Consider the following 14,742-nt stretch of genomic DNA (forward strand, 5'->3'; position numbering starts at 1 on the left):
CTGGTGATGGAACTTCAGGGTAGAAACGCGGTCAATCCCTTGTGGGTTGGGTTTCAGCGTTCCGGCGCTGGCCCCAGTTTCGGTAGTGCGACTGCCGAAACTGTCTTCCTTGAACTGCGTGGCGAGCCAGGTGATCTGGCACTCCGGGAGCGACTCTCCTCCTCCCTCCCTCCTCTTTGCGCCCCGGGGGCCACGCAGTTCCTTTCTATTCCGCGCCAAGCTTGCGCAGCCTTCATGACCGGAGGCTGCCATGCTTGACGCTCGCCGCCGTGTCGCCATCGTGGGCTCGGGCATCTCGGGCCTGGGTGTGGCCTGGGCCCTGCGTCAGCGAGCCCCCAACACCGAGGTCGTGCTGTTTGAAGCAGGCACTCACTTTGGCGGTCACGCCCACACGGTAGACGTGACCCTGCCTGGCCCCCAAGGGCCGGTGACGCATGGGGTCGATGTCGGCTTCTTGGTGTTCAACGAGCGCACCTACCCCCGCCTGATCCAACTCTTCGCCGACCTGGGCGTGCCGACGGCTGCGTCGGACATGTCCTTCTCGGTGCAGGCGCCGGCCGGTGGCCTGGAGTGGAGTGGCTCAAACTTGAACAGCGTGTTTGCGCAACGCAGCAATTTGTTCAAGCCGCGTTTTTGGCACATGCTGCGCGACATCCTGCGCTTCAACAAGCTCACCACGGCCCTGGCCGAGGCGGGCCAGGATGAAGCCATGGCCGAGCCCATCGAGGCCTTTTTGCAGCGCCACCGCTTTGGCCAAGCCTTTCAGCAGGGCTATCTGCTGCCCATGATTGCCTGCATCTGGTCCTGCCCAACGGAGCAAATGCTGCGCTTCCCGGTGGGGACCTTGATCCGCTTCTGCCACAACCACGGCCTGCTGCAGGTGCAGAACCGGCCGCAGTGGTTCACCGTGGCCGGGGGCTCGCGGGAGTATGTGCGCCGCATCATTGCGGCCGTGCCCGATGCCCGCTTGAACTGCCCCGTGCATGCCGTGCGCCGCTTGCCGCCAGGCCAAGGCCAAGCCGGCGTGGCGGTGAGCAGTGCACGCGGCACCGAGGTGTTTGACGACGTGGTGCTGGCCTGCCATGCGCCCCAAGCCCTGGCCTTGTTGACCGACGCCACCGCCCGCGAGCGCGAGGTGCTCGGAGCCTTGCGGACCCAGCCCAACCGCGCCGTGCTGCACACCGACACCCGACTGCTGCCACAGCGCCAGCTCGCCTGGGCCGCCTGGAACTACGAGCGCGGCCAGACGCCGGACCAAGAAGGCCGCCAAGTCTGCCTGCACTACCTGATCAACAAGCTACAGCCCCTGCCCTGGCAGCAGCCCGTGGTGGTCAGCTTGAACCCGGTGCGCGAGCCCGCCCGCGAGACCGTGCTGGCCGAGTTCGACGTGGCCCATCCCGTGTTCGACCTGGCTGCCATTGCCGCCCAGGCCCAAGTGCCCCGCCTGCAAGGCCAGTCCCATGTCTGGTTCAGCGGCGCTTGGACGCGCTACGGCTTCCATGAAGACGGTTTGCGTGCAGCCCAGTTGGTGGCCGAGGGCTTGCTCAAGCAATGGTCTGAGCAAGCCGCCCCCAGGGCCAGCGCATGAGCACGATGAGCGCCAAGCCGGTGAAAGCCCTGTTGGGCTGGGGCGAGGTGTTGCACACCCGCCTGCGGCCGGTGCGGCATGCCTTTCGTTACCCCACCTTCTTTCTGATGCTGCCCATGCGCGCCTGGCGTGCGCAGGGTTCAGCGCTCACCGCACTGGCGCGCAACCGGGCCGCCTGGGTCAGCTTTCATGATGCCGACCATGGCGACGGCGGCCCCGACAGCCTGGCGTGGTTGGAGCAATTGTTGGCGCGCGAAGGGGTTCACGATGCTGACGGCGAAGTCTGGCTGCAGTGCTTTCCGCGCGTGCTGGGCTATGCCTTCAAGCCGGTGAGCTTTTGGTACTGCCACGCTGCCGGCGGTGATCTGCGTGCCATCGTCGCCGAGGTGCATAACACCTTTGGTGAGCGTCACAGCTATCTGCTGCATGGCGACAACCTGGGCTTTGGCCGAGAGATGACGGCCCGCAAGGTCTTTCATGTCTCGCCGTTTTGCCAGGTCGAGGGCGGCTATCGCTTTGCCTTCATGCGCACGGATGTGCGCCCAAGCCACCGGCCCGAGGCCCGCTGCGTGGTTCGCATCACCCACGACGACGCCCAAGGCCCGCTGGTGGTCACCAGCATGAGTGGCCAGCTTCAGCCCCTGACGGCGGCCGCCCTGCGCCAAGCCGTCTGGGCCATGCCCATGCTCAGCCTGGGCATCACCGCCCGCATCCATTGGCAAGCCTTGCGCCTGTGGCTCAAGCGCGTGCCCTTCTTCACCAAGCCCGCACCGCCCACGGTTGCCGTCACGCACATGCAGCCTGCGGGCCTCTCCCCCACACACCCTTCAGTGACATCGCCATGAACACTGCCACCCACTCCAGCGCCCTTTCCGGTGGCGCCGTGCCCACCCGCATTCCGCCCGCTGCCAAGCAGGTCTTGCGCCTGCTGCAGCGCCTCTCCATCGGCACGCTGGACCTGCAAGGCCCGGACGGCGAGCAATGGCACTTTGGCAGCGGCGCCGAAGACCAGCCCCGCGCCGCCCTGCGCCTGGCCGACTGGAGCGTGTGCAGCGCCGTGATGAAGTCCGGCGATGTGGGCTTTGGCGAGGCCTATATCGAAGGCCAATGGAGCACGCCCGACCTGGCCGCCCTGCTGCGCCTGTTCTTGGCCAACCGCGAGGCCCTGGAAGAGGCGCTCTACGGCAGTTGGTGGGGCTCGCTCTTGCATCGGGTGCGCCACCTGCTGCGCCGCAACTCCAAGGCCGGCAGCCGCCGCAACATCCACGCCCATTACGACCTGGGCAACCCGTTTTATCGCCTGTGGCTGGACGAGACCATGAACTACTCGTCAGCCTGGTTCCAGGGCGACCACACCCGGCCACTGGCCGACGCCCAACGCGCCAAGATGCAACGCGCCTTGGACGAATGCCGCCTGCAGCCTGGCCAGCAGGTGCTGGAGATCGGCTGCGGCTGGGGTGCCGTGGCCGAGCTGGCCACCCAAAGCGCGGGTGTCAAGTTGACGGGCGTGACGCTGTCCACCGAACAACTGGCCTTTGCCCAAGCCCGCTTGGCCGCCACCGGCCACGGCGAGCGCGCCGATTTGCGCCTGCAAGACTACCGCGACATCACTGAAAAAGACTTCGACGCGGTGGTCTCCATCGAGATGTTTGAAGCCGTGGGTCGCGAGTACTGGCCGCAGTTCTTCGAGACCGTGCGCAGCAAGCTCAAGGTCGGCGGCAAGGCCTGCATCCAGACCATCACCATCCGCGACGACCTGTTCGAGCGCTATGTGCGCGGCACCGACTTCATCCAGCAATACATCTTCCCCGGCGGCCTGCTGCCTTGCCCCAAGGCCTTCCGTGAAGCGGCCCAAAAGGCCGGCCTGAAGGTGGTCAACGAGCTGTCCTTCGGCCCCGACTATGCCGAGACCCTGCGCCGCTGGCGGCATGACTTTTTGGCCCAAGAAGCACCGCTGCTGCAAATGGGCTACGACGCCCGCTTCCAGCGCCTGTGGGAGTTCTATCTGGCCTATTGCGAAGCCGCCTTTGATGCCGGCTCCACCAGCGTGATGCAGTTCACCTTGAGCCGCGAGGCCGCCTGATGTCCTCCGCCCTGCGCCATCGCCGATGGGTCAGCGCCGGCCTGATGCTGGGCCTGATGTTGAGTGTGATGCTGGGGGGCCTGCTGCTGTCGCCCCTCAGCGCGCGGGCACAGGACAAGGCACCTGCGGCCCCCGCCGAGGTGCGCCAGCTCTGGCCCACACCGCACCTGCAAGGGCAGGCGCGGCTGCGCTTTATTGGCCTGCACATTTATGACATCCGGCTGTGGTTGCAAGAGCCCTTGCGCGGCGGCGCCTGGGCCCAGCAGCCGCTGGCCTTGGAGATCGCCTACGCCCGCAACCTGGACGGCTTGAAGATCGCCGAGCGCTCGCTGACGGAGATGCAGCGTGGCGGCCCCATCGACGAGGCCACGTCGGCACGCTGGCTGGCCGAGATGAAGCGCCTCTTCCCCAATGTCAAAGGGGGCGACCGCATCACTGGTGTTTTTCAACCGGGCCAAGCGGCTGCGTTTTTGCACAACGGGCGGCCGTTGGGTGAGGTGCGCGATGCCCGTTTCGCCCAGGCTTTTTTCGGCATCTGGCTGGCTCCGCACAGCTCCGAGCCCCAGATGCGCGAGCAACTGCTGGGTGCGCCATGAGCAACCCCAGTGCGGCCGCGCTGAAAGGCGGCCTCCAAACCGCTGACGCGGCACGCCCATTGCACGGCGTGCAGGGCTTGGCCTACGGCGCACTGGGCCTGCCCTTGGCCTTTGTGGCCCTGCCTCTGACCGTCCACCTGCCCGAGCACTATGCGCGCGAGTTGGGTGTGCCCTTGGCCACCGTGGGCGCGCTGCTGCTGGCCGTGCGCGCCACCGACGCCATCTCCGACCCCTGGCTGGGCCGTTGGGCTGACCAGCTGCTGCGCCAAGCGCAGCCGCTGCGCTTGAGCCTGGTGTTGCTGCTGGCTGCGGCCCTGCTGGCCTTCAGTCTGTGGGGCTTGTTCAGCCCGCCCGCAGCGCTGCTGGCCGCCAGCGCCCAGGGCGATGCGACCGGCCTGCTGGCCTGGGCCGCGGGCTTGCTCTTGGTGGCTTATCTGGCCTATAGCTTTTTGACCGTGCTGCACCAGGCCTGGGGCACGGGCCTCGGGGCCTCTGAGCCGGCGCAGGCGCGGGTGGTGGCGTGGCGCGAAGGTGCCGCACTGGTGGGTGTCGTGGTGGCCAGCGTCTTGCCCAGCGTGTGGGGCGTGAGCGCTTTGGGGCCGGTGGTGGCGGTGCTGCTGCTGTTGGCCCTGGCTGGCCTGTGGTGGGCGCCGCGCCCGCAAACCGTGCCCCTGCTGAAGCAAGCACGCGCGCTGTGGGCGCCCTGGCGTGATGGGCGCTTTCGGCGCCTGCTGGGCATCTATCTGGTCAATGGCGTGGCCAGCGCGATTCCTGCCACCTTGCTGCTGTTCTATTTGCGGGACAGGCTGCAAGCGCCCGAGGCTCAAGCCATGAGCCTGGCGCTGTACTTCTGTGCGGCGGCGCTGTCCTTGCCCGTGTGGGTCAAGCTGGTCAGCCGCATGGGCTTGGCCCAGGGCTGGCTGCTGGGCATGGGCTTGGCCATCGTCGCCTTCATCGGCGCCTCGGTCTTGGGCCCCGGCGATGTGGCCTGGTTTGGGGCGATCTGCGTGGCCAGCGGCCTGGCCCTGGGAGCCGACATCACCGCCGCCCCCGCGCTGCTGGCCCGCCTGAAGGGCGACGCCACCACCGAGGCCGAAGACGCCGGCTTGCGCTTTGGCTGGTGGAACCTGGTCACCAAGCTCAACCTTGCGCTGGCCGCCGGCCTGGCCTTGCCGCTGCTGCAGTGGTGGGGCTATCAACCCGGTGTGGTCAGCGCCCAGGGCGCCACCGCGCTGGCCTTGATGTATGGGCTGTTGCCCTGCCTGCTCAAGGCCTGCGCTGCGGGCCTGCTCTACCTGCTTTGGATCCGCAAGGAATGACGATCATGACGACACCATCGCTCTCCTCCTCCACCCGCCGCCGCCGCCTCAGCCTGGGGCTGCTGAGCCTGCCGCTGCTGCTGGCCGGCTGCGCCTCACCCACACCGGCAGACTACGCCAGCCAAACCCCCACCCTGGACCTGCGGCGCTACTTCGATGGCCCGCTCACGGCCCACGGCATCTTCACCGACCGCTCGGGCCAAGTCGTCAAGCGCTTCACCGTGGCGCTCAAAGGCACCTGGAATGGCCCGCAAGGCGTGCTGGAAGAAGACTTCGTCTACAGCGATGGCCAAACCCAACGCCGCGTTTGGCGCCTGACCGACCTGGGCGGGGGCCGCTGGGAAGGCCGCGCCGACGATGTGGTGGGCGTGGCCCAAGGCCAAGCCGCCGGCAATGCGCTGAACTGGCGCTACACCCTGGCCCTGCCGGTGGACGGCAAGGTCTGGGAGGTTCAATTTGATGACTGGATGTTCCTCGTGGACCAGAAAGTCATGCTCAACCGAGCCCGCATGAGCAAGTTCGGCATCACGCTGGGGGAAGTCACCCTCAGCTTCACCAAGCCCTGATCAGCACCCGCTGCCCATCACCGATCTTCACCTGGCGCGCATCATGCCCATGAACCCCAAAATGTCCGATTGGCGAGGCCGCGTGGTCTGGCTGGTGGGCGCCTCCACCGGCATTGGCCGGGCGGTGGCCAGCAGCCTGCATGCGCAAGGGGCCACGGTGATCGTTTCGGCCCGCCAAGCGGCCGCGCTGCAAGCCTTTGAAGCCGCCCACCCGGGCAGCCACGGCTTGGTGTTGGATGTGACCGACCGCGCCGCGACCCAAGCCGCGGCTGAGCGCGTGGTGCACGACCATGGCGGGCTGGACCTGGTGCTGTTTTGCGCCGGCACCTACACCCCCATGTCGGCGCGGCAGTTGAACCTGGACGTGGCCCTGCGCCACGAAGCCGTGAACGTGGGCGGGGCTTGGCATGTCTTGGGCGCCGTGCTCCCCACGCTGCTAGCCCAGGCCGCCCAAGGCCGCGGCGGCCACCTCAGCCTGGTGGCCAGCGTGGCGGGCTACCGCGCCTTGCCCAATGCCTTGGCCTACGGTCCGACCAAAGCCGCCTTGATCCACATGGCCGAATCTCTACACCTGGAGTTGAGCCCCTTGGGTTTGGGCATTTCTGTCATCAACCCCGGCTTTGTGGACACGCCGCTGACCGCGCAAAACGGCTTTCGCATGCCGGCCCTGATCACCCCCGAAGAAGCCGCCAGCGAGATGCTCAAAGGCTGGGCTCGGGGCGACTTTGAGGTGCACTTTCCGCGCCGCTTCACCCTGCTGCTCAAGGCCCTGCGCATGGTCCCCCAAGCCCTCTATGAAAGCCTGGTCCGCCGCGCGACCGGGCACTGAAGCCATCGCACCTATGCCCACTTCCTCAAGCCCCCGCACGGTGCTGAGCACCCGGCCGCACGCCGACCCTCGGGTCGAGCGCGTGCTGCAGTTCTATGAAAACCTGCAGCCCAGCGACCTGGCCACGCTGGACCGCATCTACGAGGAACAAGCCCGCTTCAAAGACCCGTTCAACGAGGTGCAAGGCATCCCCGCCATCCGCCACATCTTTGGTCATATGTTCGAGGTGCTGCAAGCACCGCGCTTCGTGATGCTGGACGTGATGGCCGAGGGCGATCAATGCATGCTCACCTGGGACTTCCACTTCGGCCGCGACGGCAAGCTGTGGTTGATCCACGGTGCCAGCCACCTGCGCTTTGGCACTGATGGCCGCATCAGCCTACACCGCGACTACTGGGACGCTGCCGAAGAGCTCTATGAAAAGCTGCCGGTGGTAGGCCCGCTGATGCGCTGGCTCAAGCGGCAAGCAGGCGCGCATTGAGCCCTCCGGACTGCGAGACTTTTGTGAATCCGTTCGTCCTGAGCTTGGCGAAGGACAGGGCTTCGACAAGCTCTGCCCGAACGGTGTCACGCGTGACGGAAGTTCAATCGAATAAGCTCGGCCCGCTGGCCAGCGGCCGTGCTTCAAACACCTCCACAGGCGCCAAGCCCACCAGGCTGCTGGCCACTGGCACTGTGGCTTGCAGCCAAGGCGCCCAGGTCTCGGGCTCCAGCACCACCACCGAGCGCTTGTCTTGCTGGTCCGCAGGCAGCTTGGGGTCGGGCTTGTGCATGCGGCTCATCAAGGGGTGGGCATCGGCATTGAGGGTGAGCAGGGTGTAGCTGTCGATCAGCTCGCCGCTCTGCGGGTCCGTCCAACGCGACCACAAGCCCGCCAAGCCCCAAGGCTGCCCATCGGCCCGCGCAAAGCGCCACCAGACATTGCGCCCCGTCTCCCAGCAGGGTTCGTCAAAGCTCCAGGCCGGGATGATGCATCGCTGCCCGCGCGCCCAAGGCTGTTTGTAGCTGGCCTTCTGAGCCAGCTCCTCAAACCGGGCGTTATTGGTGGAGTAAGCCAGCTTGGCCGTTTTGGCAAACCAAGGGATCAGGCCCCATTGCCCGACCACCAGCTCGGCATCTTGGCCGTCGGCGGTCTGCCGCACAAACGGCCCCAGCGAGCGCGGATAGACCTCTCCACCCGCCCAAGGCTGACCGCCGGACTTCAGGTGCCAGGTGCGTTCAATCTCGGCAGCGGCGGGGGAGACATAGCGGTTGCACATGGACAGATTCCAAAGTTCATGCATTATCCAAGTCCTTCGCCACCTCGACTACAAGGACTCCACCATGCTGCTGCTTGGTTCTCTTCGCCGCTGTTTGGCAGGCCTGGTGCTGGGCCTGGCTGCAGGGCTTGCGGCCTGTGGTGGCGGCCAAAGCGCCACCAGTGGCTCGACGGGTGATGCCGCCACGGCGGACGTCAGTGTCTTGATGATGGGCAACAGCCACACCAGCCTGGGCGCGCTGCCAGAGCAGCTCTCTGCGCTGCTGCAGGCCGGCTTACCGGGCAAGAAGGTGGCCATCGTCGTGGCGCCGGGATGGATGTTCCTGGATGAACGCGCCGTCGATGCGCCCAGCTTGACGCTGTTGCAAAGCCAACGCTGGACTGCCGTGGTGCTACAGGCGCAAAAGTACAGCAGCTCAGGCTTGGTGGACTACCCCACCGATGGTGCCGAGCGCCTGGTGCAAGCCAGCCGAGCCCAGTCCGCATTGCCCGTGATGTTTCCGGAGTGGCCCCGTTTAGGCGTGGACGAAGCACAGCGCATTTACGCCCTCCATGTGGGCATTGCCCAAAGGCAGCCCGCGTGCGTGCCGCCCATCGGCCAGGCCTGGGACCTGGCATTGCAGCGCCACCCGCAACTGCGCTTGCATGACGCTGATGGCAACCACGCCAACACGGCCGGAGCCTATTTGAGCGCCTTGATGCTGTATGCAGGCATCACGGGTGGATCACCGCGAGCGCTGCCCAACTTGAACTTCGGCGTCTCCGCCGAGGATCAGGCGCTGTTGCGTTCTGCAGCGGCCGACACGCTGAGCCAGATCTCGGCGCGCCAACATTGCCCGAATGACGCGCGCTTGATCCCATAAGCCCTTCACTGCCCCGCCACCTGCCGCCGATACTCGCGCGGTGAGCGGCCAGTGACGCGGGCAAAGACGCGGCTGAACAGCGAAGGGTCTTGATAGCCCAGGGTGTAGGCAATGGACGCGACCTGCAGGTGGGTAAAAGCCAGTTGGCGGCGAGCCTCACGCACGATGCGCGCGTCGATCAAGTGGGAGGCTGGCGCACCCGTGGCGGCGCGCACCACGCGGCTGAGGTGGGTGGGGCTGACGGCCAGGGCGTGGGCATAGTCGTTGACCCGCCAGTGTTCTTTGAAGTGGGCTTCCAGCAGCGCCTCAAAGCGCTGCAGCAGGTTCGATTCGCTCGGGTTTGTACTGTGGCCAGCTGTTGCGGCCACGGCCCGTGAAGCTTGGCCCAAGAGCGTGGCGCACTGGCCCCGCAGCACCAGGGCACGCGCCGCGTGGGTGCTGCTGAACTCCGCCGCCAGTTGTTCAAAAGTGAGCCGCAAGGGCGTGTCGGCCACGCCGGCCCACGGGGTAGCCAGGGCGCGGCGCACCTCGGGCTCGCCCTTGAGCAGCTCGTCCACCGTGGTGTCGGCCAAGGTCACCACCCAGCCGTCCGAGCCGGGCTCAAAGGTGAAGGCGTGCACCACGCCCACCGGCACGTTGACCACCGTGCCTGGGGCCAGCGCCTGCTCCGCATCGTCCAGCCGGGCCATGCCACCGCCTTGGCTGAGCAAGAGCACTTGGTGCAAGCGGGCGTGGCGGTGCGGCGCCAGCTCCCAGGCGTGCAGCACCGAGCGCTCGGCAATGGTCTCGCAGTGCATCACGTCGGGGGCGGCATCCACCTCGCCATACAGGCCGTAGTGGCGCACCGCATCGGTCAGGCGGCTCATGTTCGAATCGTACCGGTTTGAGCCGGATTCAGCCATTCCGGCCAGGCCCACCGCTCCTTACGATGCGCAGCTCAGAGGGGCGCCACGTCGAGCGTCCCCAGACCGAACACTCCACCGGAGCGAGACACCATGAAGACCAGCGTTTGCATCATTGGCGGCGGCCCCTCAGGCTTGATGCTCTCTCAGCTGCTGCACCTCAAGGGCATTGACACCATCGTGCTGGAGCGCCAGAGCCGCGAGTATGTGCTCAGCCGCATCCGCGCTGGCGTGTTGGAGCATGGCTTTGCCAAGCTGATGCGCGAGGCCCAATGCGGCGAGCGCATGGACCGCGAGGGCGAAATCCACGACGGATTTTTCATCGCCCATGACGGCCGCATGGACCGGTTGGACCTGCACCAACACAGCGGCGGCAGCTCGGTGGTGGTCTATGGCCAAACCGAGTTGACGCGGGATCTGTACGAAGCGCGCGACCGCATGAAGGGCGTGGTCATCCACAACGCCGAAGACGTACAGCCGCACGACCTGACAAGCGCACAACCCTATGTGACCTACCGCCAAGGTGACGACATCATCCGCATCGATTGCGACTACGTGATTGGCGCCGACGGCTTTCATGGCGTCAGCCGCAAGTCCATTCCCAAGGGGGTGCTGCGAGAGTATGAGAAGGTCTATCCCTTCGGCTGGCTGGGCGTGCTCTCGCGCACCAAGCCGGTGTCACCCGAGCTGATCTATGCCAAGCACGAGCGCGGCTTTGCGCTGTGCTCGCTGCGCTCTCAGGTCTTGAGCCGCTACTACCTGCAAGTGCCCTTGAGCGACAAGGTCGAGGACTGGTCCGACGAGGCCTTCTGGGCGGAGCTCAAACGCCGCCTGCCCACGGAGGTGGCCGAGCGCTTGATCACCGGCCCGTCGATTGAAAAGTCCATTGCCCCGCTGCGCTCCTTCGTCGCTGAACCCATGCGTTACGGCAATCTGTTCCTGGCCGGCGACGCCGCCCACATCGTGCCACCCACGGGTGCGCGCGGCCTGAACAGCGCGGCCTCGGACATCTATTACCTCTATCACGCCCTGGTGGCGCACTACCAGCAAGGGGACGACAGCGGCCTGGACCGCTACTCCGACAAAGCCCTGGCCCGCGTCTGGAAGGCCCAGCGCTTCTCGTGGTGGATGACCACCATGCTGCACACCTTCCCCGACAACGGCGGCTACGACCAAAAGCTGCAAGCCACCGAACTGGCCTATCTGTTCTCGTCCGAGCGGGCGTTGGGCACGCTGGCGGAGAACTATGTGGGGTTGCCGTTTTAGCCTGCCAAGAAGCGCTGCGCCAGCCTGACCCAAAAAGCGCGGCCCACGGCAATGTTGTCGTCGTTGAAGTCGTAGCCGGGGTGGTGGACCATGCAGCCGCCGCCACCCAAACGCTGGTCTCGGGCGTCGCCGTTGCCAATCAGCACATAGCTGCCGGGTACCTGCTCCAACATGAAGGCAAAGTCTTCGCTGCCGGTCAGCGGGGGGCCTTGGAGGGTGACCTTGTCAGGCCCCAACAACTCCAACGCCACTTCACGCGCAAAGGCGGTTTGCGCGGCGTCGTTGACCAAGACCGCGTATCCACTGCGCCAGGCCACTTCGGCGTGCACACCAAAGCTGTGGGCTTGTGATGCGGCCAGGGCTTTGATGCGGCGCTCCAGCAAGGCGCGCACATCGCGGTCCAGGGCGCGCACGCTCAGCTCCAGGGTGGCCGTGGCGGGGATGACGTTGTTGGCTTTGCCTGCGTTCAGTGCGCCCACCGTCACCACCGCGGCTTGCAGCGGGTCCACATTTCGGGAGACCACGGTTTGCAGCGCCATCACCAAACTGGCTGCAGCCACCAGCGGGTCCGCGGTGTGCTGGGGCAGGGCGCCATGGCCGCCGATGCCAGTCAAGGTGATGGTGGCGTAGTCAGACGAAGCCATCGCAGCGCCTTCGCGCAGCACCATATGGCCCTGGGGAACGCCGGGCATGTTGTGCATGGCAAAAATGGCGTCGCAGGGATAACGATCAAACAAGCCGTCGGCCATCATGCGCAGCGCGCCGCCGCCGCCTTCTTCGGCCGGCTGGAAGATCAGGTGCAGCGTGCCGTCAAAGTCGGCATCGGTGGCCAAGGCCTGGGCGGCCGCCAACAGCATGGCGGTGTGGCCGTCATGGCCGCAGGCGTGCATCAAGCCAGGGTGCTGGCTGGCCCACGCCACACCGCTGGCCTCTTGGATGGGCAGGGCGTCCATGTCCGCGCGCAGGCCCAGACGCCGCGGCCCTTGCCCGCGCACCAAGGTGCCCACCACGCCCGTGCCACCCACACCGCACTCCACGGTGTAGCCCCAGCTGCTGAGCTTGTCGGCCACCAGCGCGGCCGTGCGGTGTTCTTCAAAGGCCAGTTCGGGGTGCTGGTGGATGTCGCGCCGAAGTTGGATGAAGGCCCCCACCCGGGCCGAGAGGGCATCACGCAGATAGTTCACCGCAGGGCCTCGCGTTCACTGGGCTTGAAGGTTGATCTGCTTGGCGATGGCGCGATAACGCACGGTCTCGGCCTCAAAAAACTTGGTGGACTCGGCCAGGCTCATGGCCGCCGAGGGCAGTTGTGTTTGGGCTGCCAACTGGCTGCGCACCGTGGGGTCTTGCAGGGTTTTGCCGATGGCGGCATGCAGGCGTTGCACCACATCTTCTGGGGTGTTCTTGGGCACCATGAAGCCGGTCCAGATCTTGTAGGCAAAGTTCTTCAGCGCTTGGCCTTCGCTGGCAGTGGGCACTTGCTTGAGCAGCTCGGAGCGCTGGGCGCCGAGTTGGCCAATCACCTTGAGCCGCCCCTGCTCGGCCAGCGCGCCCATGGACGCGCTGTAGACCAGCACGGCAAAGTCCACCTGGCCGCCCGCCAGGTCTTGCAACAAGGGGGCATTGCCTTTGTAGGGCACGTGGGCCAGTTTGACGCCGGTGCTGGCCTGGGCCTGCTCCAGGATCAGGTGGTAGAGCGAGCCAATGCCCACGCTGCCGTAGGTCAGCGGCTTGTCGGCCGACTTGCGCGCCAGCGCGATCAACTCATCCACACTGTTGGCGGGCAGGTCTTTGCGGGTCACAAACACCATCACCGCGTCGGCCACCGGGTGCACCAGGCGGAAGTCTTCGGTCTTGAGCTTGACGGCCGCATTGGCCAGCGGCGCCAGGATCACTTCATTGGGCGAGCCTTGGAACACATAGTAGCCATCAGCAGGTGCGGCCAGCACCTTTTGGGCCGCCAGCGCTCCGCTGACCCCGCCCAGGTTTTCCACCAGCACTTGCTGGCCCAACTCTTTGCCCAGGGCGTTGTTGAAGATGCGGGCAATGGCGTCCGACGGCCCGCCCGCAGGGTAGGGCACCATCAGGTTGACGGGCTTGGCCGGATAGGTCTGGGCCTGGGTGGGGGTGCTGAAGAGCGCACCCACCAGGGCGGCCATCGCGAGGGAGACAGTGAGCTTGGACATGGGCACTCCTTAAGGCGCTGGCGCGCTCGGGCTTGGGGGTTAGCAGCGCCAATGTAGAAGCGGCTCAGGTTCGCGTCCAATGCATATTGATCTCGTTTACTATGAGTTTGACATCATGCATTTTGGAAGGACTGTGCGATGACCTTGGTGCAGTTGCGTCACCTGATCTCCCTGGCCGAGACCGGGTCCTTCAGCAAGTCGGCCGAGTTGCTGTTCCTCACCCAGCCGGCGCTGAGCCGCAGCATCCGCAGCCTGGAGGCGGAGCTGGGGCAGGCCCTGTTCGACCGCCTGGGGCGGGTCAGCGAGCTGACCCCGTTTGGCCACGAGACCCTGGCCCGCGCCCGCGAGCTGGTGCAAGCGGCCGATGAGTTGCGCCGCGCTGGTCAACGGGCCGCAGGCGGCTTGTCCGGGCGGCTGCGGGTGGGCATGGGCTCAGGGCCGGGCGCACTGCTGATGAACCCGCTGCTGCAGGCCGTGGCCCAGCATGGGCCGGGCTTGCAGCTGGAGGTGGCGCGCGCCGGCACCGAGCTGTTGGTGCAAGCCCTGCGCGCGCGGCAACTGGATGCCCTGGTGGTGGACGCCCGCTCGCTGCGCCCCGCGCCTGATCTGCACTTGCAGCATCTGCACGAGCTGCGCGGAGCCTTCATGGTGCGGCGCGGCCACCCCTTGGCCAAGCGACGCCGCACGCTGAGCTTTGAAGAGGTCTGCGCTTTTGGGCTCGCCTCCACCCCGCTGTCGGATGAGGTGTGCCGCGTGCTGGTGGAGCGCTATGGCCCGCAAGCCCACCCCAGCCACAGCGTCACGCTGCGCTGCGACGAGCTGCCCAGCTTGGTGGAGCTGGCCCGCCACAGCGACACCGTCCTGCTGGCCATCCGTGCGGCAGCGCCCGATTTGGTCGAGCTGCGCCTGACACCGGAGCTGGCCGCGAACGCCCGTCTGGGCTTGGTGACCTTGGCCCGCCGCACCGAAGCACCGGGCTTAAGCCTGGTGCGCGAGCTGATGAGCGGATTGCTCCGGGATAATCTGAGCCCCAGCCCCACCCGGAGAACTCCTTGAAAACCTATGACGTCGAGGTGCAACGCCTCAAGGCCATGCGGCATGACCACGGCATGATTGAAGTCGCCGTCGACGCGCTGGTACAGCCGCGCCCGTTGCGCGACGAAGGCACCCCCACCAGCGTGGTGCGCATCCCCGTGGAACATGCGCGCTCTTTGCTGCTCTTGCTCAAGCAGCAGATCACGGAGCTGGACAAGCTCAACCCGCGCAGCCGCCGCTCAGGGCGGTGCTGA

General features: G+C 66.4%; 16 protein-coding genes. 12 read left to right on the forward strand and 4 right to left on the reverse strand.

The annotated features are described in order from the left end of the window. Nucleotides 1-250: 250 nt before the first annotated feature. The 8 genes from KAK11_RS02975 to KAK11_RS03010 are packed head-to-tail and all read left to right on the forward strand — an operon-like array spanning nucleotide 251 to nucleotide 7,462. Nucleotides 251-1,588: an NAD(P)/FAD-dependent oxidoreductase gene (locus KAK11_RS02975; protein ID WP_210805977.1), complete on the forward strand. Its 1,338-nt coding sequence runs from the start codon at nucleotides 251-253 to the stop codon at nucleotides 1,586-1,588. A gap of 5 nt (nucleotides 1,589-1,593) precedes the next feature. Then, complete coding sequence (locus KAK11_RS02980; RefSeq protein ID WP_210806646.1) at nucleotides 1,594-2,433, forward strand: DUF1365 domain-containing protein; 840 nt, start codon at nucleotides 1,594-1,596, stop codon at nucleotides 2,431-2,433. Next, nucleotides 2,430-3,671: an SAM-dependent methyltransferase gene (locus KAK11_RS02985; protein WP_210805979.1), complete on the forward strand. Its 1,242-nt coding sequence runs from the start codon at nucleotides 2,430-2,432 to the stop codon at nucleotides 3,669-3,671. The genes KAK11_RS02980 and KAK11_RS02985 overlap by 4 nt, the downstream gene beginning before the upstream one ends. After that, complete coding sequence (locus KAK11_RS02990) at nucleotides 3,671-4,267, forward strand: chalcone isomerase family protein (protein ID WP_246498246.1); 597 nt, start codon at nucleotides 3,671-3,673, stop codon at nucleotides 4,265-4,267. Before KAK11_RS02985 ends, KAK11_RS02990 begins: the two co-directional genes overlap by 1 nt. Next, nucleotides 4,264-5,586 carry an MFS transporter gene (locus KAK11_RS02995; RefSeq protein WP_210805981.1) on the forward strand — a complete coding sequence of 441 codons (1,323 nt, stop codon included), beginning with the start codon at nucleotides 4,264-4,266 and terminating at the stop codon, nucleotides 5,584-5,586. Before KAK11_RS02990 ends, KAK11_RS02995 begins: the two co-directional genes overlap by 4 nt. Nucleotides 5,587-5,591: 5 nt before the next feature. Continuing rightward, on the forward strand, nucleotides 5,592-6,152 hold the full coding sequence (locus KAK11_RS03000) for a DUF3833 domain-containing protein (RefSeq protein ID WP_375140661.1): 561 nt from the start codon (nucleotides 5,592-5,594) through the stop codon (nucleotides 6,150-6,152). Between the two features lie 43 nt (nucleotides 6,153-6,195). Further along, nucleotides 6,196-6,981, forward strand: coding sequence for an SDR family NAD(P)-dependent oxidoreductase (locus tag KAK11_RS03005; RefSeq protein ID WP_210805985.1), 786 nt, complete (start codon nucleotides 6,196-6,198; stop codon nucleotides 6,979-6,981). Between the two features lie 13 nt (nucleotides 6,982-6,994). Further along, on the forward strand, nucleotides 6,995-7,462 hold the full coding sequence (locus tag KAK11_RS03010) for a nuclear transport factor 2 family protein (RefSeq protein WP_210805987.1): 468 nt from the start codon (nucleotides 6,995-6,997) through the stop codon (nucleotides 7,460-7,462). 103 nt (nucleotides 7,463-7,565) lie between these two features. On the opposite strand, the gene KAK11_RS03015 is transcribed toward KAK11_RS03010, so the two are convergent. Beyond that, the gene (locus KAK11_RS03015) at nucleotides 7,566-8,264 is read right to left on the reverse strand and encodes an SOS response-associated peptidase (protein WP_310737732.1); all 699 of its coding nucleotides are present in this window, start codon (nucleotides 8,262-8,264) and stop codon (nucleotides 7,566-7,568) included. Nucleotides 8,265-8,304: 40 nt separating this feature from the next. On the opposite strand from KAK11_RS03015, the gene KAK11_RS03020 reads away from it, so the two are divergent. Further along, nucleotides 8,305-9,102 carry a hypothetical protein gene (locus KAK11_RS03020; protein WP_210805989.1) on the forward strand — a complete coding sequence of 266 codons (798 nt, stop codon included), beginning with the start codon at nucleotides 8,305-8,307 and terminating at the stop codon, nucleotides 9,100-9,102. A gap of 5 nt (nucleotides 9,103-9,107) precedes the next feature. Here KAK11_RS03020 and KAK11_RS03025 read toward each other — a convergent pair whose 3' ends face one another. Further along, a complete protein-coding gene (locus KAK11_RS03025; RefSeq protein WP_246498248.1) occupies nucleotides 9,108-9,968 on the reverse strand; it encodes a helix-turn-helix domain-containing protein in 861 nt (286 codons plus the stop codon). A gap of 129 nt (nucleotides 9,969-10,097) precedes the next feature. Here KAK11_RS03025 and pobA point away from each other — a divergent pair, with 129 nt between their 5' ends. Then, nucleotides 10,098-11,270 (forward strand): 4-hydroxybenzoate 3-monooxygenase, encoded by a 1,173-nt coding sequence (pobA, locus tag KAK11_RS03030; protein ID WP_210805994.1) that lies wholly within the window; start codon nucleotides 10,098-10,100, stop codon nucleotides 11,268-11,270. Here pobA and KAK11_RS03035 read toward each other — a convergent pair. Further along, nucleotides 11,267-12,454 carry a M20 aminoacylase family protein gene (locus tag KAK11_RS03035; RefSeq protein WP_210805996.1) on the reverse strand — a complete coding sequence of 396 codons (1,188 nt, stop codon included), beginning with the start codon at nucleotides 12,452-12,454 and terminating at the stop codon, nucleotides 11,267-11,269. The two genes, pobA and KAK11_RS03035, sit on opposite strands and share 4 nt — an antisense overlap. 15 nt (nucleotides 12,455-12,469) lie before the next feature. After that, the gene (locus KAK11_RS03040) at nucleotides 12,470-13,453 is read right to left on the reverse strand and encodes a tripartite tricarboxylate transporter substrate binding protein (protein WP_210805998.1); all 984 of its coding nucleotides are present in this window, start codon (nucleotides 13,451-13,453) and stop codon (nucleotides 12,470-12,472) included. Between the two features lie 138 nt (nucleotides 13,454-13,591). Between KAK11_RS03040 and KAK11_RS03045 the strand changes: the two genes are divergently transcribed. Both KAK11_RS03045 and KAK11_RS03050 read left to right on the forward strand, forming a co-directional pair. Further along, on the forward strand, nucleotides 13,592-14,509 hold the full coding sequence (locus KAK11_RS03045; protein WP_210806000.1) for a LysR family transcriptional regulator: 918 nt from the start codon (nucleotides 13,592-13,594) through the stop codon (nucleotides 14,507-14,509). Beyond that, nucleotides 14,506-14,742, forward strand: a complete 237-nt coding sequence (locus KAK11_RS03050) for a hypothetical protein (protein ID WP_210806002.1) — start codon at nucleotides 14,506-14,508, stop codon at nucleotides 14,740-14,742. The genes KAK11_RS03045 and KAK11_RS03050 overlap by 4 nt, the downstream gene beginning before the upstream one ends.

This window comes from Ideonella paludis (assembly GCF_018069865.1).
Taxonomy (GTDB): domain Bacteria; phylum Pseudomonadota; class Gammaproteobacteria; order Burkholderiales; family Burkholderiaceae_C; genus Ideonella; species Ideonella paludis.